This window comes from Pseudarthrobacter sp. J47, assembly GCF_049810315.1.
Lineage (GTDB): Bacteria > Actinomycetota > Actinomycetes > Actinomycetales > Micrococcaceae > Arthrobacter.
Genome location: NZ_CP187358.1, coordinates 908,288 through 929,436 on the forward strand (window position 1 = coordinate 908,288; position 21,149 = coordinate 929,436).

Below are 21,149 nucleotides of genomic sequence, written 5' to 3' on the forward strand. Positions count from 1 at the left end.
ACATGCAATTCCGCAGCCCGGTCATCGTCTTCGATGGTGCCCGACTGTACAGAAACTACTTCGACGTAGAAGGACACTAAACCGTGGACCTGTTTGAATACCAGGCGCGCGATATGTTCGAGGCGCACGGTGTACCCGTGCTTGCCGGCATCGTGGCGTACACCCCTGAAGAAGCAAAAGCAGCTGCCGAGAAGATTGGCGGCGTTACCGTCGTCAAGGCACAGGTTAAGGTTGGCGGCCGCGGCAAGGCCGGCGGCGTGAAGGTGGCCAAGTCTGCGGACGAGGCACTGGAGCACTCCACCAACATCCTGGGCATGGACATCAAGGGCCACACCGTTAACAAGGTGATGATTGCCCAGGGTGCGGACATTGCCGAGGAATACTACTTCTCCGTCCTGCTGGACCGGGCCAACCGCAACTACCTGGCCATGTGCTCGGTTGAAGGCGGCATGGAAATCGAACAGCTCGCGGTCGAACGTCCGGATGCGCTGGCCAAGGTTGCCATCGATCCCGCCGTCGGAATCGACCAGGCCAAGGCAGACGAGATCGTCGCTGCCGCAGGCTTCTCCGAGGAACTGCGCGGCAAGGTCGCCGACGTCATCCTCAAGCTCTGGGATGTCTTCAAGAAGGAAGACGCCACCCTGGTGGAGGTCAACCCGCTGGTCAAGACCGGCGCCGGCGACATCGTCGCCCTGGACGGCAAGGTCTCCCTCGACGAGAACGCCGACTTCCGCCACCCGCACCACGCCAAGCTCGAGGACAAGGATGCAGCTGATCCCCTCGAAGCCAAGGCCAAGGCGCAGGACCTGAACTACGTCAAGCTCGACGGCGCCGTAGGCATCATCGGCAACGGTGCAGGCCTGGTGATGTCCACCCTGGACGTCGTAGCCTACGCCGGCGAAAACCACGGCGGCGTCAAGCCCGCCAACTTCCTGGACATCGGCGGTGGAGCATCCGCTGAGGTCATGGCCGCCGGCCTGGACGTCATCCTCGGCGACGAGCAGGTCAAGTCCGTGTTCGTGAACGTCTTCGGTGGCATCACCGCGTGTGACGCCGTTGCCAAGGGCATCGTCGGCGCACTGGCAGAGCTTGGTTCCTCCGCCAACAAGCCCCTGGTAGTCCGCCTCGACGGCAACAACGTTGAGGAAGGCCGCCGCATCCTGGCCGAGGCCAACCACCCGCTGGTTACCCTGGCCGCCACCATGGACGAGGGCGCCGACAAGGCTGCCGAGCTCGCCAACGCAGCCCGCTGATCGAGCCTGTCGAGATCTAGGAAAGAAAACATGTCTATCTATCTGAACAAAGACTCCAAGGTCATCGTCCAGGGCATCACCGGCGGCGAAGGCACCAAGCACACCGCCCTGATGCTGAAGGCCGGCACCAACATCGTCGGTGGCGTCAACGCCCGCAAGGCCGGCAGCACCGTTGTCCACGGCGACCAGGACATCCACGTCTTCGGCACCGTCAAGGAAGCCATCGCCGAAACCGGCGCGGACGTGTCCATCGTCTTCGTCCCCCCGGCATTCACCAAGGACGCCGTTGTTGAGGCCATCGAAGCCGAAATCGGCCTCGTTGTTGTTATCACCGAAGGCGTGCCGGTCCAGGACTCCGCCGAGTTCTGGGCACTGGCCCAGTCCAAGGTTGACGCCGACGGCAAGCAGATCACCCGCATCATCGGACCGAACTGCCCCGGCATCATCACCCCCGGCGAAGCACTGGTAGGCATCACGCCCGCCAACATCACCGGCAAGGGCCCCATCGGCCTCGTCTCCAAGTCAGGCACCCTGACCTACCAGATGATGTACGAACTGCGGGACCTCGGCTTCTCCACCGCCATCGGCATTGGCGGGGACCCCGTCATCGGCACCACGCACATCGACGCCCTGGCCGCGTTCGAAGCTGACCCGGAGACCAAGGCGATCGTGATGATCGGCGAAATCGGCGGCGACGCCGAAGAGCGTGCAGCCGACTTCATCAAGGCCAACGTCACCAAGCCCGTTGTTGGCTACGTGGCAGGCTTCACCGCGCCCGAGGGCAAGACCATGGGCCACGCAGGCGCCATCGTTTCCGGTTCCGCCGGTACCGCCCAGGCCAAGAAGGAAGCCCTCGAGGCTGCCGGCGTGAAGGTTGGCAAGACGCCTTCGGAGACCGCCAAGCTGCTGCGCGAAGTTTACGCAGCCCTCTAGGCCTCATCGGCGGTCGAGCCTGTCGAGACCCCGGTCTCGACAAGCTCGACCACCGGATTTACTTACGACGACGGCCGGTTCCTTCCACACGGAAGGAACCGGCCGTCGTCGTACTTTAAGGGAACTAGGCCTTGACGCCGGCCAGGAGTTCCTCCAGCCGTTCGTATCCTTCGCTCATGCCGCCTTCCATGCCGGACTGCGCCATGCCGTCGCGGGCTTCCTGGCTGGGGTAGACCGAGTGGCCGCGCAGCCTGCAGCGGCCGTTGCCCAGGTCCTCAAACGTCATGAACTCCAGGCTGACAACGTCCGGGTATCCGCCGAATTCGAAGGTCTGGATGGCGAACTCGTTCTCGCGCACCGTGTGGAAGATGCCCTTGAACTCGTAGGGGACGCCCTCCGGTCCCGTGTGCAGATAGCTGTAGCTGCCGCCGGTGCGGAAATCGTAGTGGTCGATGTCCATCTTGTAGCCGCGCGGGCCCAGCCATTGGACAATCAGGTCCGGCTCCTTGTGGGCGCGGAACACCTCTTCCACGGGGAAGTCGAATTCGCGCTCGTAGTCGATAAAAGGCTGTCCCTCGGGGACGGAGAGTTTCAGTGCATTGCTCATGATGCATCCTTAGTGTGCTGGCCGCTGGGTGCGGCGTTGGTACGCAGGACGGCATCGAGGCCGCGGAATTGCTCTTCCCGGACCAGCCGGTACTGGCCGATCCAGGCTGTGAGTGCCTCAAGCCGCTCGGGATTCAGGTGGACGGGCCGGCGCTGGGCGTCGCGTGAGCGGGTAACCAGCTGGGCCTGTTCGAGGACCTGGATATGTTTTGACACTGCCTGTTTGCTGATGGCAAACGGTTCGGCGAGATCGTTCACGGTGGCGGGTCCCTGGCTGAGCCGGGCAATGATGCTTCTGCGCACCGGGTCTGCCAGCGCCATAAAGGCCGCGTTCAGCAGTGCCTGGTTGTCCGGTTCCATGATCCACCTCCCGTTCCACTCGCCGCCCTCGTCACCGACCGGGTAATCAATGTATTGGTTGATCAATGACTTGGTTGATTAAGGATAGAACGCCGGGGGAGGGTGGCGCAAGGGTTTTAACCCTCCGTTCATGAGCCGTATGGGCTGCCTGCACCCGGACCACACCCACGCGGAACCCGTGGGCCCTACCCTCGGCAGGGTGAATAACTCAACCCTCCGCCGCACAGCGTCTGCGGCACTCGCGGCGATCGCAGCGATTGCCGCCGTCGCCCTCGCCCCACTGCCCGCCACCGCCGCTCCGGTCACCGAGCCCACTGTGGCCTACACCCAGGACTTCTCCGGCGCCGGCCTGCCGGAAAGCTTCAACGCCGTCGAAGGTGACTGGAAAGTGGACAACGGCCGTCTCTATGGAACCAGTGCCACCACGTCCCAACTGTCCCGGATCACCTTCGGACCGCACCTGGAAAACTACAGGTTCGAAGCCACCGTCCGGTTCGAGAACGTGCTCAATGCCGGCCGCTGGTCAGCACTCGGCGTGGACATCCAACCGGACGGCACTGTTCCGTACTGGATCGCCACCATGCGCTCCGGCACCACGGCCGCCAACGGACTGGAATTCGCCGAACGCACCGCTGCCAACAGCTGGAACGTGACGGATACGACGGCGGCACCCACCGCTGCCGGTACCGGGACCGACGTGAAGGTGGCCGTTGAAGTCCGTGGACGCAAGGCCGCGTGGTACTTCAACGGGCAGAAAATGATGGAAACGAACCGGCTGATCCGCACCGATACCGGCGTGCTGGGCTTTGTGAACAATGGCGCCACCGTTTCCTATGACGACATCACCGTCACGCAACTGCCGGACACGGAATCGCTGCTGGTGGGAGATGGCGGCCGGCCCGCTGTGATCGCCCACCGCGGGTTGTCCTCCGTGGTTCCGGAGAACACCCTCCAGGCACTGCTCTCCGGAGGACGGGCCGGTGCGGACTGGGTGGAGATGGACGTCAACACCTCAGCCGACGGCGTTCCGGTGGTCATCCACGACGGCAGTGTGGACCGAACCACTGCGGGCACGGGCAACGTGTCCGACCTGACTTCCGGTTACATTGCCGGACTTGAAGCGGGCTCCTGGTTCGCACCTGCCTACGCCGGGGCCAAGGTCCCCACGCTTGCTGAGTTCCTCGACCAAAGTGATGCGGAAGGCAGTGGCATTCTTTTGGAGGTCAAGGGACCCGAAACCCGGGCGGAAGTGCAGCGCATCATCGATATGGTGCGCGAACGCGGCCTGGAGAACCACACCATCCTGCAGAGCTTCGACACGAACGTCCTGCAGTATGCCCGCGAATACGCACCCACGCTGCGCCTTGGCCTGCTGCGGGGCACACTGGACGCCGATGTTGTTGCGGCCGCGAAGCAGTATGGCGTGGTGACCTACAACCCGAGCTGGTCGGCGCTGGCCGCCCGCCCGGGCGCCATCAAGGAACTCCACGACGCCGGGATCGCCGTGATGCCCTACACCGTGGATTCTGCCGAGCAATGGAAAGTCATGACCCAGGCCGGAGTGGATGGCATCATCACCAACCGCGCCGGGGCACTGGTGGGCTACCAGAGCGCTGCCGCGTCTCCGGCGCCCACCGTCAGCTTTCCCTCCGGTGCCGACGGCGCCACGTACGGCCGGGGCACATCAGTAGTTCCCGCCGTCGTGAGTTCCAATGCCGGGGACGTTGCGTTGACCCTGGACGGCAACGCCGTGGAAGAGGGCGCGGCTGTTGCCACCAACTCGTTGACTCCCGGGACGCACACCCTGGCGGCCACGGCAACGGGTGCCGGCGGGGTGGCTACGGCAGAGATCACCTTCACCGTAGCTCCCTCCGTTTCGGGCCTGTACCTGCTGGCCGTATCCGAAGGCGCGGATTCCAAGGTCCGGGACAAGCTCCTGAAGCTCATCGACAAGGCCGATTGGGCGGCGCTCGCAGCGGAGGCTGAGCTTGCGTCAGGGGCGGGGCTGCCGGCCGAGGTTGCCGCGCTGATGGCTGCAGACGCCCGCCTTCTGGCCGGCTAGGTTCCGGAAGCCGCCCCAGCGGAGCTGTTCGGACTGCCCTATGGGTGGGTCCGGATGGCTCCGCTTCGCATTTAACGCTTGTATGCCGTGGAGTAAGTTTGTTAGTATGTCAGGACAAACTACTTAGGAGATATCCCTTGCCTCTCGTGCGTATTGATCTGAACCAGGGCCGCAGCACCGAAGAACTGCAGAAAATCAGCCGGGCCATCCATGACGCCATCCTGGCCGAATACAAGATTCCCGAACGCGACTACTTCCACATCATCACTGAGCACCCGGATGGGCAGATTGTTGCCCAGGATGCAGGGCTCGGGTTCGAGCGGACCGGCGGTGTGGTGATGATCCAGATCTTCACCCAGGGCGGCAGGAGCCAGGAAGCCAAGGAGCGTTTGTTCGCCACTGTGGCGTCCCGGTTGGAAGCGGCCGGCGTTGACGGCGCGGACGTCTTTATTGGCTATGTGGAGAACACGGCGGGGGACTGGTCCTTCGGTTTTGGCCGCGCCCAGTACGTGACCGGCGAGTTGGCTGTACCTGCGAAGTAGGCCGGTCCGCCAGTGCGCGCCGCGATGCCGGCGCGCGCCGCCCGGGGACTTGCCTGAAGGGCTGCAAAAGACGGCCAAATGCAAGTTGTCAATATGTCAGTACAAACCTTTGACAGGACATGGATTCTAGGGCAAAGTAGTGATTGTGTTCCCGCTCACGGGGGCAGCCACACGGAGCTCCAACTGTCATAGGTACCGAGTTCAATGAAGAAAGGTCCGCGACCACCGTGACCCATGAACTGCTTACCATCGGGCGCATCAGCGTTGATATCTACCCGAACGATATTGGGGTTGACCTGGAGGACGTGACGTCCTTCGGGAAGTACCTCGGCGGATCGCCGTCCAACGTGGCCGTAGCCGCAGCACGGCACGGCCGCCGTTCAGGGGTCATTACCCGTACCGGCGATGACGCCTTCGGGACCTACCTGCACCGGGAACTGCGCAAGTTCAACGTGGACGACTCCTTCGTCTCACCGGTCAAGGAATGGCCTACTGCCGTCACGTTCTGCGCGATCAAGCCCGCCACCGACGAGTTCCCGCTCTACTTCTACGGCCGTACTCCCACCGCCCCTGACCTGCAGATCAAGGCCGGCGAACTGGACCTGGACGCCGTCCGCGAAGCCGGGATCTTCTGGTCCACGGTCACCGGCCTCTGCCAGGAGCCCAGCCGCGAAGCGCACCTGGCGGCACACCAGGCCCGCCCCCGCACGGGACTGGCCCCGGGGCAATTCACCATTCTGGACCTGGATTACCGGCCCATGTTCTGGGCTTCTGAAGAGGAAGCCCGTGAACAGGTGGCCAGGATCCTGCCGCACGTCAGCGTCGCAATCGGCAACGACAAGGAATGCGCAGTAGCCGTTGGCGAGGGCACCCCGGACGAGCAGGCAGACCGCCTGCTGGCCGCCGGAGTGGAGATCGCCGTCGTCAAGCTTGGGCCTGAAGGCGTGATGGCCAAAACCCGCACGGAGCGTGTGGTCTCCGCCCCAGTTCCCGTGGAAACCGTCAACGGACTCGGTGCCGGTGACTCGTTTGGCGGCGCCTTCTGCCACGGACTCCTGTCCGGCTGGCCGCTGGCAGACATCCTGGATTATGCCAACGCGGCCGGTGCCATTGTGGCATCCCGCCTGTCCTGCGCAGACGCCATGCCGACGCCGGAAGAGGTCATCTCGCTCCTCGCCGAGCGCGGCCGCCTGCGTCCCGGGCAGTTCGCCACCGAAGGAGCAGCACTGTGACCCTGAGCCCCGCCACCACTGACAATGCACGCAACCCAGGAAACCCAGGTACTTCAGCCGACACTGATCCGCGCCGCTACGAGCACCTGAGTACCATCCGCCTCGAGGATCCCGACGCCATTGCCCGGGCAGCCAAGGCCCGCCGCCCGCACCCGGGAGTCAAGGCTGGGACCCAGAACTTCATCGTGGCTGCAGACCACCCGGCCCGTGGTGCCCTGGCTGTTGGCTCCGATCCCGTGGCCATGGCGGACCGCCGCCAGCTGCTGGACCGCCTGCAGATTGCCCTGGCCAACCCGGCAGTGGACGGCGTCCTGGCGTCACCGGACATCATGGATGACCTGCTGCTGCTGGGTGCCCTGGACGGCAAACTGGTGTTTGGTTCCATGAACCGTGGCGGCCTCACCGGGCTCATCAACGAATTCGACGACCGCTTCACCGGGCATACCGCCGCGGCCCTGGAAGCCCTGGGCGCGGACGGCGGCAAGATGCTGACCCGCATCTGCCTGGGCGATCCGGACACTGTGGCCACCCTGGAAGCCACCGCCAAGGCCATTGATTCCCTGGCAGAGCGCAAGCTGATTGCCATGGTGGAGCCGTTCCTCTCCGTGCGGGAAAACGGGAAGGTCCGCAACGATCTCTCCACTGACGCCGTCATCAAGTCCATCGCCATCGCCGAGGGACTGGGCTCCACCAGCGCCTACACCTGGATGAAGCTTCCCGTGGTGGCGGACATGGAACGCGTGATGGCTGCGACCACCATGCCCACCGTGCTCCTTGGCGGAGACCCGGACGGCACCCAGGACGAGGTCTTCGCCACGTGGGAAGCCGCGCTGGCGCTGCCCGGAGTCCAGGGCCTGACCGTGGGCCGTACCCTGCTCTACCCCCAGGACGGGGACGTGGCCGGCGCTGTTGCCGCCGCGGCCTCGCTGCTCAACAAAACGTCGTCCGTGAAAGTATCGGAGTAAATCAACATGGGAACTGCAACGCGTAGGATGACGGTGGCCCAGGCCGTCGTCGAATATCTCTCCAGGCAGTACACGGTGGACCGCATTGGTGCGCAGGAGTACCGGGAACGGCTCATCCCCGGCACGTTCGGCATTTTCGGGCACGGCAACGTGGCCGGTGTGGGGCAGGCGCTGAAGCAGTACCAGCAGCTGGACCCTGCGATCATGCCGTACTACCAGGGCCGGAACGAGCAGGCCCAGGTCCACCAGGCTGTTGGTTATGCCCGGCACACCCGGCGCCGCCAGACCTTCGCGATCAGCACCTCGATCGGCCCGGGTTCCTCCAACCTGCTCACCGGCGCCGCGCTGGCCACCACCAACCGCCTGCCGGTGCTGCTGCTGCCCAGCGACACCTTCGCCACGCGCGCTGCGGACCCGGTCCTGCAGCAGCTGGAACTGCCGTACGCCTACGACATCACCGTCAACGACGCCTTCCGCCCGCTGTCCCGGTTCTTTGACCGCGTCTCCAGGCCGGAACAGCTGTTCTCCGCGTTCCACCACGGCCTGCGCGTCCTGACGGATCCGGCCGAGACCGGCGCCGTCACCATCTCGCTGCCGCAGGACGTCCAGGCCGAGGCGTTTGACGTCCCGGAGGAATTCCTGGCCGAGCGTGAATGGCGGATCCGCCGCCCGGAGGCCGAGGATGAGGATATCCGCCGCGCTGTTGACGCGATTCGCGCTGCCAAGCGCCCGCTGATCATTGCCGGCGGCGGCGTCCTGTACGCCTACGCCAACGAGGAACTCGCAGCCTTCGCGGAACTCACCGGCATCCCGGTGGGCAACACGCAGGCCGGCGTCGGCGTGCTGCCATGGGACCACAAGCTCTCCCTGGGTGCCATCGGCTCAACCGGTACGACGGCGGCCAACGCCCTGGCTGCCGAAGCGGACCTGATCATCGGGATCGGCACCCGCTACGAGGACTTCACCACCGCCTCCCGCACTGCGTTCCAGAATCCGGACGTGAAGTTCGTGAACATCAACGTGGCCCCGCTGGATGCGTACAAGCACGGCACCTCGCTGCCGATCGTCGCAGACGCCCGCAAGGCCCTGGTCAAGCTCAACCAGGCCATGGGCGGCTACCGCGTGGGCGCAGACCTCGAATCGCAGATCGCCGCGGAAAAGAAGCGCTGGGACGCGATCGTGGATGAAGCGTTCGAGACCCGCTACACGCCGCTCCCGGCCCAGAACGAAATCATCGGGGCCACCAACAAGGCCATGGACGAGACCGACGTTGTCATCTGCGCCGCAGGCTCCCTGCCAGGTGACCTGCACAAAATGTGGCGCGTCCGCGATCCGTTCGGCTACCACGTGGAATACGCCTACTCCTGCATGGGCTACGAGATCCCCGGCGGGCTCGGCGTCAAGCGTGCGGCACTGGCCGAAGCCGCCGCCGGCGGCCCGGACCGGGACGTGGTGGTGATGGTGGGGGACGGCTCCTACCTGATGATGCACACCGAACTGGTCACCGCCGTCGCAGAGCGCATCAAACTGATTGTGGTTCTGATCCAGAACCACGGCTACGCCTCCATCGGATCGCTTTCGGAGTCACTGGGCTCCCAGCGTTTTGGTACCCAGTACCGCGTCCTGGACAAGGAACAGCACAGTTTCGACGCCGGCGAGAACCTGCCGATCGACCTCGCCACCAACGCCGAATCGCTGGGTGCGAGGGTCATCCGGATTGAACCGGGCGAAAACGTGATCGAAGCACTGGGTGCGGCCATCAAGGAAGCGAAGGCAGCCCCGGAGACGGGACCGATCGTCATCCACGTGGAGTCCGATCCGCTGCTGGATGCGCCCAGCTCCGAATCCTGGTGGGACGTCCCCGTCTCCCAGGTCTCCGAGCTTGAATCCACGCAGCAGGCCTACAAGACCTACACCGACCACAAGAGCCGGCAGCGCAAGCTGCTCGGCTGACCCGAGCACCGAACACAGCCACAAGGCCCCTAGCCACAAGCCACACGGCCCTTAGCCACACGACAAGGAAGTCCGCACATGTCGACGACGACCACATTGACCACCATCAACCACTTCATCAACGGCACTGAAACGTCCGGCGAAGGCGACAGTACCCAGCCGGTGTACAACCCGGCCACCGGCCAGGTTTCCGCGCAGCTTCGCCTGGCCAACGAGGCGGACCTGAACAACACCGTCGCGGCCGCCCGTGCAGCAGCGGACAGCTGGGGGGACATTTCCCTGGCCAAGCGCACCGCCGTCCTGTTCAAGTTCCGCGAACTGGTGGCCGCCCACGTGGATGAACTCGCCGAGCTGATCACCGCCGAGCACGGCAAGGTCCTCTCCGACGCCAAGGGCGAGATCGGCCGCGGCCTGGAGGTCATCGAATTCGCCTGCGGCATCCCGCAGCTGCTCAAGGGCGACTACTCGGACCAGGTTTCCACCGGCATCGACGTCTTCTCCTTCCGCGAACCCCTGGGTGTGGTTGCCGGCATCACGCCGTTCAACTTCCCCGTGATGGTGCCGCTGTGGATGGCGCCGATGGCGATCGCCACGGGCAACGCGTTCATCCTCAAGCCCTCCGAGCGCGATCCCTCCGCGCCCATGCTCCTGGCCCGGCTGTGGAAGCAGGCAGGCCTGCCGGACGGCGTGTTCCAGGTGCTGCACGGCGGCAAGGAAACTGTTGACGGCCTGCTGACCCACCCGGACGTGGACGGCATCTCCTTCGTCGGCTCCACCCCGATCGCCCAGTACGTCCACGAGACCGCCACCAAGCACGGCAAGCGGGTCCAGGCCCTGGGCGGCGCCAAGAACCACGCGATCGTGATGCCCGACGCCGACCTCGACAACGCCGCGGACCACCTGGCCGCTGCCGCCTTCGGTTCCGCCGGCGAGCGCTGCATGGCCATCTCCGTTGCCGTCGCCGTCGGGGATGCCGCAGACCTGATCGTCAAGAAGGTCGAGGAGCGCGCCCTGGCCGTGAAGGTCAAGAACGGCACCGAACCCGACGCCGAAATGGGCCCGGTCATCACCCCGGCGTCCAAGGAACGCATCGTCAAGATCGTCAGCGAAGCCGAAGCCGCCGGCGCGGCCATGGTGGTGGACGGCCGCGACCTGGTGGTTCCCGGCCACGAAGAAGGCTTCTGGGTTGGCCCCACGGTCATCGACCACGTGAAGACCGAAATGACCGCGTACACCGAGGAGATCTTCGGCCCCGTCCTGGTAGTGGTCCGCGTGGCCGACCTCGCCGAAGGCATCAAGCTGATCAATTCCAACCCGTACGGCAACGGCACAGCGATCTTCACGTCCTCCGGTGCCAACGCCCGCACCTTCCAGCGTTCAGTGACTGTCGGCATGGTGGGCATCAACGTCCCGCTCCCCGTCCCGGTGGCCTACCACTCCTTCGGCGGCTGGAAGAACTCACTCTTCGGCGACAAGCACATCTACGGCCCCGAAGGCGTCTCCTTCTACACCCGCGGCAAGGTCATCACCTCCCGCTGGCCCGAACCCACCCACGCCTCCGGCGCCTCCTACAACTTCCCCTCCAACTGAAAGACAGCGCTGTCATGACCGACGTCGAGAACAAACTGATCATTGGCACCGCACCGGACTCCTGGGGTGTCTGGTTCGCGGATGACCCGAAGCAGACCCCCTGGGAGCGGTTCCTGGATGAGGTTGCGGAGTCCGGCTACAAGTGGATCGAGCTGGGTCCCTACGGCTACCTGCCCACGGACCCCACCCGCCTTGCCGAAGAACTGAAGCAGCGGGACCTGAAGGTCACCGCGGGCACCGTCTTTACGGCCTTCCACCGTGGTGCGCAGCAGTACGACGAAGCCTGGGAACCGGCCCGCAAGGTGGCGGAGCTGACGGCGGCCATGGGCGGCGAACACATTGTGGTCATTCCCGCCATGTGGCGTGATGACGTGACAGGTGAAGCCGTGGAGAACGGCGAGCTCACCGGCCAGCAGTGGGAGGACCTCTTCGCCGGGCACAACCGGATGGGCAAGGTGCTCCTGGAGGACTTCGGCCTGCACCAGCAGTTCCACTCACACGCCGATTCCCACGTCGGCGCGCAGCAGGACATCGAGACCCTGCTGGCCTCCACGGACCCGCAGTACCTGAACCTCTGCCTGGACACCGGCCACGCCGAATACTGCGGCGCATCCAGCCTTGAGCTGATCAAGAACCACCCGGACCGCATCGGCTACCTGCACCTGAAGCAGATCAACCCGGAGGTCCTGGCGGAGGTCAACGAGAAGAACATGACCTGGGCAGCGGCCAACCTTGCCGGCGTGATGACCGAGCCGCCGAACGGCCTCCCGGACCTGCGGGCCGTCATCGAAGCGGTGGAAGCCCTGAACCGGCCCATCTTTGGCATCGTGGAACAGGACATGTACCCGGTGGCGTTCGACGTGCCCATGCCGATCGCCAAGCGCACCCGCAACTACCTGCTCTCCTGCGGCTCCCGCACGCGGGTCAGCTAACCTAACCGAACCCCATCTAAGGACAGATACAGTGACACAGACTCTCCGCGTTGCCGTCATCGGCGCAGGCCGCATGGGTGCAGACCACATCAAGCGGCTCAACACCCGCATCCACGGAGCCGAAGTGGCCGCCGTCGTGGACGTTGACCTCGCCCGCGCGCAGGCTGCCATCGAAGGGATCGACGGCGCCGTCGCCCTGGCAAGTGCCGACGAGGCGCTGAACAACGGTGACGTCAATGCCGTGCTGATCGCCACCCCCGGATTCCTCCACGAGGAAATCCTGTACAAGGCACTGGAAAAGGACTTCCCGATCCTCTGCGAGAAGCCGCTGACCCCGGACGCCGCGAGCGCGTGGAAGGTTGTCCAGGCGGAGACCGCCCTGGGCCACAAGCGCATCCAGGTGGGCTTTATGCGCCGGTTCGACGCCGAATACGCGGCGCTGGGTTCGATCATCACCAACGGCGAATTGGGGGAGCTGTTGATGCTGCACCACCAGCACCGCAACCCGACCACGCCCGAAGGCTTCACGAACGAGATGCTGATCAACGACTCCGTGGTCCACGAGTTCGACGCCATCCGCTACTTCACCGGCGAGGAAATCACCTCCGTGCAGGTGCGGCTGGGCAAGCCCACCCGTAACGCACCGGCCGGGCAGCACGATCCGCAGCATGTGCTGCTGGAAACCGAATCAGGTGTGCTGGCCGACGTCGAAATCTACGTCAACGCCAAGTTCGGCTACCAGGTGGCCACGCAGGCGTCCTTCGAGGACGGCATTGTCAGCATCGGAGGGGACTCCGGCCCGTACGTCCAGTCCGCCGGCAAGTGGGGCGGCAACGTCACGCCCGGCTTCGAGGAGCGCTTCGGCGCTGCCTACGACGTCGAGGTCCAGTCCTGGGTGGATGCTGCCCTGCGTGGCCAGATCGGCGGTCCCACCGCCTGGGACGGCTACGCCACCGCTGCCTGCTGCGAGGCCGGCGTCGAGGCCCAGAAGTCCGGCGAAAAGGTCAAGGTCCAGCTGAACAGCAAACCGGACCTGTACACCAAGGAGTAATGATGAAGATCGCCCTGGATCCCACCCCGTACCACCACAGCCACAGCCTGCTGGAGTTCCCGCGCGTTGCAGCCGATCTTGGCTACAAATACCTGCAGATGACCCCGCACGCGGACATGATCCCGTTCTACAACCACCCCAAGGCCGACGACGAGCTTGTCACCCTGATGAACAAGGCCTGCAAGGACGCCGGCGTCGAGATTGCCTCGGTGCTGCCCGTCCTGCGCTGGTCAGGGCCTGACGAGGACGCCCGTGAGGCAGCTGTCCGGTACTGGAAGCGCGCCATCCGCATTGCCGTGGACCTTGGCGTCAGCACCATGAACACCGAGTTCAGCGGCCGGCCGGAAAAGGCCGAGGAGTCCGAACGGGCTTTCTACAGGTCCATGGAGGAGCTGTTGCCGATCATCGAGCGCGAAGGCATGGACATCCTGATCGATCCGCACCCGGATGACTTCGTGGAGGACGGCCTGGCTGCGCTGCGCGTGATCCGGGGCGTCAACTCGCCCAACATCGGCATGGTGTACGTCGCGTCCCACACGTTCCACATGGGCAACAAGCCGCTGGAGATCATGCGGGCCGCGGGGGACAAGCTGCGCCTGGTCCACGTCTCGGACACCATGAACCACCATGCGTCCCACGGGCTGCGGTACATCACCAACCCGCCAGGCAACGCGGTCCGCGTCCACCAGCACCTGAAGATCGGCGACGGCGACGTCAACTGGGACGAATTTTTCGGCGGCCTGAAGGAAATCGGCTTCCTGGACAAGGAAAACACCGTGATGGTGTCCAGCGTTTTCGCAGAGGACGAGAACGCGGATGAGGTGTCCCGCTACCAGCTGGACACCATCAACCGCTACGTCCGGGAGGTGAGCGTATGACGGCCTCCTCCGCTGCATCACCCAACAACACCCAGATGCCCGCCCGGAACCACAAACGGGCGCTGCGCACCGTCACCATCATTTCCACGTTCGGCGGCCTGCTTTTCGGTTACGACACCGGCGTTATCAACGGCGCCCTGCCGTACATGCAGGAGGATCTGGGCCTGACGCCGCTGACCGAAGGCCTGGTGACGTCCTCGTTGCTGTTCGGCGCCGCCTTCGGTGCACTGTTCGGCGGCCGCCTGGCGGACCGGAACGGCCGCCGCAAGATGATCATGGTCCTGGCCATGGCCTTCCTGGTGGGCACCCTCGCCTGCACCTTCGCACCGAACACCGAAGTGATGATCCTGGCAAGGTTCGTGCTGGGACTCGCCGTCGGCGGTGCCTCGGTGACGGTCCCCGTCTACCTCGCCGAAGTGTCACCGAGTCACCGGCGCGGACGGATCGTCACGCAGAACGAGCTGATGATCGTCACCGGCCAGCTGCTGGCCTTTGTCTTCAACGCCTACCTGGGCAACACTTTCGGGGAAGCCGGCGGCATCTGGCGCTGGATGCTGGTCATCGCCACCCTGCCTGCCATTGCGCTCTGGATCGGGATGAGCTTTATGCCCGAGAGCCCCCGCTGGCTCGCCTCCATGGGCAGTTTTGGCGAGGCACTCAGCGTGCTGCAGCGCATCCGGGCGCAGGAGGAGGCCCGGAAGGAGTTCGAAGAGGTCAAGGCCATGGCCGTTGAGGACTACAAGTCCAAGATGGGCTCGTGGAAGGACCTCGGCGTTCCGTGGCTGCGGCGGATCTTTATGGTGGGGATCGGGTTGGCGGTCATCCAACAGATCACCGGCGTGAACTCGATCATGTACTACGGCACCCAGATCCTGTCCGAGTCAGGATTTGGCCGTGAAGCCGCGCTGACGGCGAATATCGCCAACGGCGTCATCTCCGTGGCGGCCACGTTTGTGGGCATCTGGCTCCTGGGCAAGGTGGGGCGCCGCAAGATGCTCATAACCGGCCAGATCGGTACCACCAGTGCCCTGGTCCTGATCGGGCTCTTCTCGCTCGTCCTCCCGGAGGGGACCGGCCGCGGCTTTGTGATCCTGGCGTTGACGGTGACCTTCCTGGCGTTCCAGCAGGGTGCCATCTCGCCGGTCACCTGGCTGATGCTTTCCGAGATCTTCCCGCTGAAGATGGGCGGGCTGGGTATGGGAGCCTCGGCGTTTGTGCTGTGGATCGTCAATTTCCTGGTGGGCTTCGGCTTTCCGCAGCTCCTTGCGGCCATCGGGCTCTCCAACACGTTCTTCTTCTTCGCAGTCCTTGGCGTCGGGGCGATCCTGTTCGCCGCCAAGTACATTCCGGAGACGAAGGGCAAGAGCCTGGAGGACCTGGAACATTACTTCAAGAACATCGCCGGCGTGAAGCCGGATGTGGCACAAACCCCTGTTCCCTAGGGTTTGCCACCACCAAAGGGCAGTCCTGGCGCACCGGCGCCGGGGCTGCCCTTCTTGTTTTGGAGAACAAATGCACCGCTTATTACGTGAATACATCCTAATGTCAGGACAAAGTATTGACTTCTGTGGCGTAAGTCACCATGATCGACGTAGGCAGTATTCCGGAGGCTGCAAAGTGGCAGCCCGGGACTGACATCAAAGGAGATTCACGTGGCAAAATTTTCCTGGCGCAAGGCAGCCCTCACCGCTGCCGTAGTGCCGATGCTCGCCCTCAGCGCCTGTTCCAGCACCGGCGGAAAGCCGGCCGACTCCGGCGCAGCTGCCGGCGGTGGCCAGGTGGCTACGACCGAACGCATCAAGGTCGCCCTCATTACGCACGCAGCCCCCGGTGACACTTTTTGGGACATCCTCCGCAAGGGTGCCGAAGAAGCGGCAGCCAAGGACAACGTCGAACTGCTCTACACCTCCGATCCCGAGGGCGGCCGGCAGGCCCAGCTGATCCAGCAGGCCATCGACCAGAACGTCCAGGGCATCGCGGTTACGCTGGCCAAGCCGGACGCCCTGAAGGACGTGCTGAAAAAGGCCGTCGACGCCGGCATCCCGGTCGTCAGCCTGAACTCCGGGGCCGATGTCTGGCAGAAGGTCGGAGCTTTCACGCACTTCGGTTCCGATGAGAACCTGGCAGGTGCCGCCGTCGGTGAGCAGTTGACCACGCTGGGTGTAAAGCACCCCATCTGCGTGATCATGGAGCAGGGGAACGTTGCCCTGGATTCCCGCTGCGCAGGCGTCAAGTCCAAGATCCCGGGCACGGAGAACCTTTTCGTCCAGGGGACGGACATGACCCAGGTGTCCTCCACGGTGACGGCGAAGCTCCAGGCCACACCGGACGCGGATGCCATCATCGGCCTGGGCGCACCGTTCACCCTGACCATCAACAAGGCAGTGGAGTCCCTGGGCCTGCAGGACAAAATGAAGGTCGCTTCCTTCGACATGAACGGTGAACTGGCCCAGGCCATCATCGATGGCAAGGTGGCCTTCACTGTTGACCAGCAGCCGTGGCTGCAGGGCTATGGCGCCGTTGATGCCCTCTGGCAGGCGAAGCGCGGCGGGATCCACGTGGGCGGCGGACTGCCGGTGCTGACCGGCCCTTCGATCATCGATCAGGCAGCGGCTCCTGACGTCCTCAAGTTCGCCAAGGAAGGCATCCGCTAAGGATGCTCTGTGCCGGGTTCCGGAGCCGCCAAGGCTCCGGAACCCGCCCTAGCAGGAGAAACCCATGACCCAGACACTCGCCAAAACCCCAGCTCCCGTGGTCGATGAACGGCTCGGCCGCCGCAATCCCTTCCAGAAGCTCCTTGGCCGCCCCGAGGTGGGCGCCCTGGTCGGCGCAATCGTCCTCTTCGTCTTCTTCGCCCTCGTTTCCTCCACGTTCCTCCAGCCCTCGTCCTTTGCCACCGTGCTGTACGGCAGTTCAACGATCGGCATTATGGCCGTAGGGGTGTCGCTGCTGATGATCGGCGGCGAGTTCGACCTTTCCACCGGCGTCGCCGTGATCAGTTCAGCGCTCACAGCGTCCATGTTCAGCTGGTACTTCAGCACCAACGTCTGGGTGGGAGTGCTCCTGGCGCTGCTGGTTTCCCTGGCCATCGGCTTCGTCAACGGCTGGATCCTGATGAAGACCAAGCTGCCCAGCTTCATCGTCACCCTGGCCACCTTCCTGATGCTGACGGGCCTGAACCTCGGCCTCACCCGGATGATCGGCGGCGGCGTGTCCTCCCCGTCCATCTCGGACATGGAAGGCTTCTCCTCGGCGCAGGCCGTCTTCGCGTCAGCGGTGAACATTGGCGGTGTCGAGGTCAAGATCACGGTTTTCATCTGGATCGCCCTGGTGGCCGTGGCTTCCTGGATCCTCCTGCGAACCAAGGTGGGCAACTGGATCTTCGCCGTGGGCGGAGACGCCAACGCGGCCCGCGCCGTGGGTGTTCCGGTGAAGGCCACCAAGATCGGCCTTTTTATGGGCGTTGGCCTCTGTGGCTGGATCCTGGGCATGCACAACCTCTTCGCCTTCGACTCCGTGCAGTCCGGTGAAGGCGTGGGCAACGAGTTCCTGTACATCATTGCCGCGGTGATCGGCGGCTGCCTCCTGACCGGTGGCTATGGTTCGGCCGTGGGCGGCGCGATTGGCGCCTTTATCTTCGGCATGGCCAACAAGGGCATTGTGTACGCCCAGTGGAACCCGGACTGGTTCAAGTTCTTCCTTGGCCTCATGCTGCTGCTGGCCACCATCGTTAACCTCATCGTCAAGCGCCGCGCGGAACTGAAGTAAGGGGCCCGGAGAATGAACGCCAAACAGATCGACCAGGAAACACTGCTCCAAAACGAAACGGACCCGCTGACGCACACCCCGGTGCACCTGCTGGCGCTGGACGGCGTCGGCAAGCATTACGGCAACATCGTGGCATTGAGCGATGTGACCATGGCCGTGGACAACGGCCGCGTCACCTGCGTCCTGGGGGACAACGGCGCCGGCAAGTCCACGCTGATCAAGATCATCGCCGGCCTGCACCAGCACGACGCCGGGACGCTGAAGATCATGGGGGAGGAACGGAAGTTCGATTCGCCCCGCGACGCCCTGGACGCGGGTATTGCCACTGTGTACCAGGACCTGGCGGTGGTGCCGCTGATGCCAATCTGGCGGAACTTCTTCCTGGGCTCCGAACTGACCAGCGGATTTGGCCCGTTCAAGAGCATGGATGTCCAGCAAATGAAGGACATCACCAAGAAGGAACTGGCAGAGATGGGCATCGACCTGCGCGATGTTGAACAACCCATCGGCCAGCTCTCCGGCGGCGAGCGCCAGTGTGTGGCGATCGCCCGCGCCGTCTACTTCGGGGCCAAGGTCCTGATCCTGGATGAGCCCACGGCCGCCCTGGGCGTGAAGCAGTCCGGCGTGGTGCTTCGCTACATCCTGCAGGCACGTGACCGGGGCCTGGGGGTCATCTTCATTACCCACAACCCGCACCACGCGTTCCCGGTGGGGGACCGGTTCCTGCTGCTCAAGCGCGGAAAGTCCATTGGCTACTACGACAAAAAGGACATCACGCTGGATGAACTGACGGCCCAGATGGCCGGCGGCGCCGAGCTGGCCGAACTCGCCCACGAGCTGGAACAGCTGGGTGGCCACAGCGCCGCCCTGAAGGAAGTCCAGGCAGAGGTCGCCGAAGTCGGTAAAGCAGGGTGACCCTCCGGGTTGGGGTGATCGGCGCCGGCGTGATGGGCGCCGATCACATCAGGAACCTCTCCGGCAGCGTCAGCGGCGCCGAGGTCACCTTTGTGGCAGACCTCGACGCCGGACGGGCGGCAGCTGCGGCGCCTCCCAACGCACGGATCACCACTGACCCCACCGAGCTGATCAACGCGAGCGACGTGGACGCCGTGGTGGTGGCCTCCCACGATTCCACGCATGCCGGACTGGTGCTGGAATGCTTTGAGGCCATGACGCCGGTGCTGTGCGAGAAGCCACTGGCGCCTACCCTGCTGGAGAGCCTTGAAGTGGTCCAGGCCGAGGCGGATATCCTGGCAGCTACAGGCGCCCGCCTGCTGTCCATGGGTTTTATGCGACGGTTTGATCCCGGCTACGCTGCCCTGTGCGAAGCCGTCCAATCGCGCTCGCAGGGCGAACCGCTGCTGGTGCACTGCGTCAGCCGGAACTCTTCCGCGGGTCCGGGAACCAGCTCGGAGTCGGCCATCACCAATTCCGCGATCCACGAGCTGGACATCATTCCCTGGCTGCTGGGCTCGCCCATCACCGAGGTGTCCTGGCAGGCGGGGCGGAGCTCGCAGTACAGCAGCGGGGACCTGAAAGACCCGGCTGTGATGCTGCTGCGCACCGCTGACGGCGCTCTGACCACCCTGGAGCTTTTCCTCAATGCCCGGTACGGCTACACCACCCGTTGCGAGGTTGTCTCCGAACAGGGAACGGTTGCGTTGCCGGAGCCTGCCGCCCTGGCCCTGCAGCAGGACGGACTGTCCCGGACCGGCATCCCGGCCGACTGGCGGCCCCGTTTTGCCGACGCCTACCGGCTCCAGCTGCAGGCCTGGGTTTCGGCGCTCAACCATGGCGAACCTGCCCCGCTCGCCACGGCCGAAGACGGTCTGCGGGCGTCCCAGGTTGCCCAGGCCATGATCCGTTCGCTGCACAGCGACGGTGCGTTTACGAAAGTGATCTACTAGTGGTTATTTCTGCCCTTCCTGCCTCCCTCGTCCCGGATTCGATGGATGTGCCTGCCCTGCGCTGGGGGATCATGGGGCCCGGCTGGATAGCGGAACGGTTCACCGAATCCGTCCAGGCCCATTCACGGCAGGTGATTGCCGCCGTCGGATCCCGTTCCCTGGACAGGTCCAAGGCGTTCGCTGAGGCGTACGGGGTTCCGGCTGCGTACGGCAGTTATGAGGAGCTCGCCGCGGCGCCGGACGTGGACATTGTCTATGTCTGCACGCCGCACAACGTCCACCACCACGCCGCGCTTCTGGCTATCGCGGCCGGCAAGCACGTCCTGATCGAGAAGCCCATCGGCTTGAATGCGGAGCAGGCACGGGAGATCGCCGGGCGGGCCGGTGCCGCGGGGGTGTTCGCCTCCGAGGCCATGTGGAGTTTCTTCCTGCCCAAATTCGACGTGATCCGCCAGGTGCTCGACGCCGGGACGCTGGGAACGGTGACCACGGTGCTGGCGGAGTACGGCGAGTATTTCGAACGGACCCACCGCATTTTTGATGAGGCCTTGGCCGGCGGCCCGTTGCTGGACCTGGGCACGTACCCCTTGGCGTTGATCACCGAGGTCCTGGGCGCACCCCGGAACGTGCATGCCATCGGCCAGCCGCATGAGTCCGGCGTCAACGCCCAGCTCTCCGCGGTCATGGGGTTCGACGGCGGCGCCCAGGCCGTCATGAACACCCACCTTCATAACTTCACACCCACCGCGGCAACCATCGTGGGCACCGAGGCTACGCTCAGCATCGACGGGCCCTTCAACATGCCGGGCGGCTTCGAGGTGCGCTTTCCGGACGGCCGGAGGCTCCGTTATGACGAGCAGGCGGGCGGCCACTTCGAGGGCCTGCATTACGAGGCCGCAGCAGTGGCGCGTGCCATCGCGGCTGGCCAGGCGGAAACCACCCAGCGGCCGCTCGCGGCGTCCATCCGCACCATGGCCGTTGCGGACAGGATCCGCCAGCAGCTGGGCATCACGTTCCCCGGTGAAACGCTGCCTAGCAAAACGGCGCCCAGCGAAGACTTTCCAGGCAGGGTCAACCAGCCCGCCTGACCACCCTTTGTATTGATGATCGAAAGGAC

At 64.6% G+C, this 21,149-nt stretch carries 19 protein-coding genes; 17 read left to right on the forward strand and 2 right to left on the reverse strand.

The genetic code is table 11. The annotated features are described in order from the left end of the window. The first annotated feature begins 83 nt into the window (after window positions 1-83). Window positions 84-1,253, forward strand: coding sequence for an ADP-forming succinate--CoA ligase subunit beta (sucC, locus tag ACPJW8_RS04150; RefSeq protein ID WP_330186560.1), 1,170 nt, complete (start codon window positions 84-86; stop codon window positions 1,251-1,253). A 30-nt stretch (window positions 1,254-1,283) separates the two neighbouring features. Further along, on the forward strand, window positions 1,284-2,186 hold the full coding sequence (gene sucD / locus ACPJW8_RS04155; protein ID WP_330186561.1) for a succinate--CoA ligase subunit alpha: 903 nt from the start codon (window positions 1,284-1,286) through the stop codon (window positions 2,184-2,186). 124 nt (window positions 2,187-2,310) lie between these two features. On the opposite strand, the gene ACPJW8_RS04160 is transcribed toward sucD, so the two are convergent. Then, the gene (locus ACPJW8_RS04160; protein WP_330186562.1) at window positions 2,311-2,793 is read right to left on the reverse strand and encodes an SRPBCC family protein; all 483 of its coding nucleotides are present in this window, start codon (window positions 2,791-2,793) and stop codon (window positions 2,311-2,313) included. Beyond that, the gene (locus tag ACPJW8_RS04165) at window positions 2,790-3,152 is read right to left on the reverse strand and encodes a metalloregulator ArsR/SmtB family transcription factor (RefSeq protein ID WP_330187009.1); all 363 of its coding nucleotides are present in this window, start codon (window positions 3,150-3,152) and stop codon (window positions 2,790-2,792) included. Before ACPJW8_RS04165 ends, ACPJW8_RS04160 begins: the two co-directional genes overlap by 4 nt. 130 nt (window positions 3,153-3,282) lie before the next feature. Here ACPJW8_RS04165 and ACPJW8_RS04170 point away from each other — a divergent pair, with 130 nt between their 5' ends. The 15 genes from ACPJW8_RS04170 to ACPJW8_RS04240 all read left to right on the forward strand — a co-directional run bounded on the left by ACPJW8_RS04170 (window position 3,283) and on the right by ACPJW8_RS04240 (window position 21,120). Beyond that, entirely contained in the window at window positions 3,283-5,214 is a 1,932-nt protein-coding gene (locus ACPJW8_RS04170) for a glycerophosphodiester phosphodiesterase (RefSeq protein WP_330186563.1), read from the forward strand. A gap of 137 nt (window positions 5,215-5,351) precedes the next feature. After that, window positions 5,352-5,756, forward strand: coding sequence for a tautomerase family protein (locus ACPJW8_RS04175; RefSeq protein ID WP_330186564.1), 405 nt, complete (start codon window positions 5,352-5,354; stop codon window positions 5,754-5,756). A gap of 227 nt (window positions 5,757-5,983) precedes the next feature. After that, window positions 5,984-6,988 (forward strand): 5-dehydro-2-deoxygluconokinase, encoded by a 1,005-nt coding sequence (gene iolC / locus ACPJW8_RS04180; protein WP_330186565.1) that lies wholly within the window; start codon window positions 5,984-5,986, stop codon window positions 6,986-6,988. Between the two features lie 2 nt (window positions 6,989-6,990). Next, window positions 6,991-7,953, forward strand: coding sequence for a Cgl0159 family (beta/alpha)8-fold protein (locus ACPJW8_RS04185; RefSeq protein ID WP_425256452.1), 963 nt, complete (start codon window positions 6,991-6,993; stop codon window positions 7,951-7,953). A gap of 6 nt (window positions 7,954-7,959) precedes the next feature. Further along, window positions 7,960-9,906: a 3D-(3,5/4)-trihydroxycyclohexane-1,2-dione acylhydrolase (decyclizing) gene (iolD, locus tag ACPJW8_RS04190; RefSeq protein WP_330186566.1), complete on the forward strand. Its 1,947-nt coding sequence runs from the start codon at window positions 7,960-7,962 to the stop codon at window positions 9,904-9,906. Window positions 9,907-9,984: 78 nt separating this feature from the next. Next, window positions 9,985-11,496, forward strand: coding sequence for a CoA-acylating methylmalonate-semialdehyde dehydrogenase (locus ACPJW8_RS04195; protein ID WP_330186567.1), 1,512 nt, complete (start codon window positions 9,985-9,987; stop codon window positions 11,494-11,496). Between the two features lie 14 nt (window positions 11,497-11,510). Then, a complete protein-coding gene (locus ACPJW8_RS04200; protein ID WP_330186568.1) occupies window positions 11,511-12,428 on the forward strand; it encodes a sugar phosphate isomerase/epimerase in 918 nt (305 codons plus the stop codon). A gap of 31 nt (window positions 12,429-12,459) precedes the next feature. After that, complete coding sequence (locus ACPJW8_RS04205; RefSeq protein ID WP_330186569.1) at window positions 12,460-13,479, forward strand: Gfo/Idh/MocA family oxidoreductase; 1,020 nt, start codon at window positions 12,460-12,462, stop codon at window positions 13,477-13,479. 2 nt (window positions 13,480-13,481) lie between these two features. Further along, on the forward strand, window positions 13,482-14,357 hold the full coding sequence (locus ACPJW8_RS04210; RefSeq protein WP_330187011.1) for a sugar phosphate isomerase/epimerase: 876 nt from the start codon (window positions 13,482-13,484) through the stop codon (window positions 14,355-14,357). Then, a complete protein-coding gene (locus tag ACPJW8_RS04215) occupies window positions 14,354-15,799 on the forward strand; it encodes a sugar porter family MFS transporter (protein WP_330194253.1) in 1,446 nt (481 codons plus the stop codon). The genes ACPJW8_RS04210 and ACPJW8_RS04215 overlap by 4 nt, the downstream gene beginning before the upstream one ends. 210 nt (window positions 15,800-16,009) lie before the next feature. Beyond that, window positions 16,010-17,011, forward strand: coding sequence for a substrate-binding domain-containing protein (locus tag ACPJW8_RS04220; RefSeq protein ID WP_330186571.1), 1,002 nt, complete (start codon window positions 16,010-16,012; stop codon window positions 17,009-17,011). 64 nt (window positions 17,012-17,075) lie between these two features. After that, entirely contained in the window at window positions 17,076-18,125 is a 1,050-nt protein-coding gene (locus ACPJW8_RS04225; RefSeq protein ID WP_330186572.1) for an ABC transporter permease, read from the forward strand. Window positions 18,126-18,137: 12 nt separating this feature from the next. Further along, window positions 18,138-19,040 (forward strand): ATP-binding cassette domain-containing protein, encoded by a 903-nt coding sequence (locus ACPJW8_RS04230; RefSeq protein ID WP_330186573.1) that lies wholly within the window; start codon window positions 18,138-18,140, stop codon window positions 19,038-19,040. Next, window positions 19,037-20,032 carry a Gfo/Idh/MocA family oxidoreductase gene (locus ACPJW8_RS04235; RefSeq protein WP_330194254.1) on the forward strand — a complete coding sequence of 332 codons (996 nt, stop codon included), beginning with the start codon at window positions 19,037-19,039 and terminating at the stop codon, window positions 20,030-20,032. The genes ACPJW8_RS04230 and ACPJW8_RS04235 overlap by 4 nt, the downstream gene beginning before the upstream one ends. Beyond that, window positions 20,032-21,120 (forward strand): Gfo/Idh/MocA family oxidoreductase, encoded by a 1,089-nt coding sequence (locus ACPJW8_RS04240; RefSeq protein WP_330186575.1) that lies wholly within the window; start codon window positions 20,032-20,034, stop codon window positions 21,118-21,120. Before ACPJW8_RS04235 ends, ACPJW8_RS04240 begins: the two co-directional genes overlap by 1 nt. Window positions 21,121-21,149 lie beyond the last annotated feature (29 nt).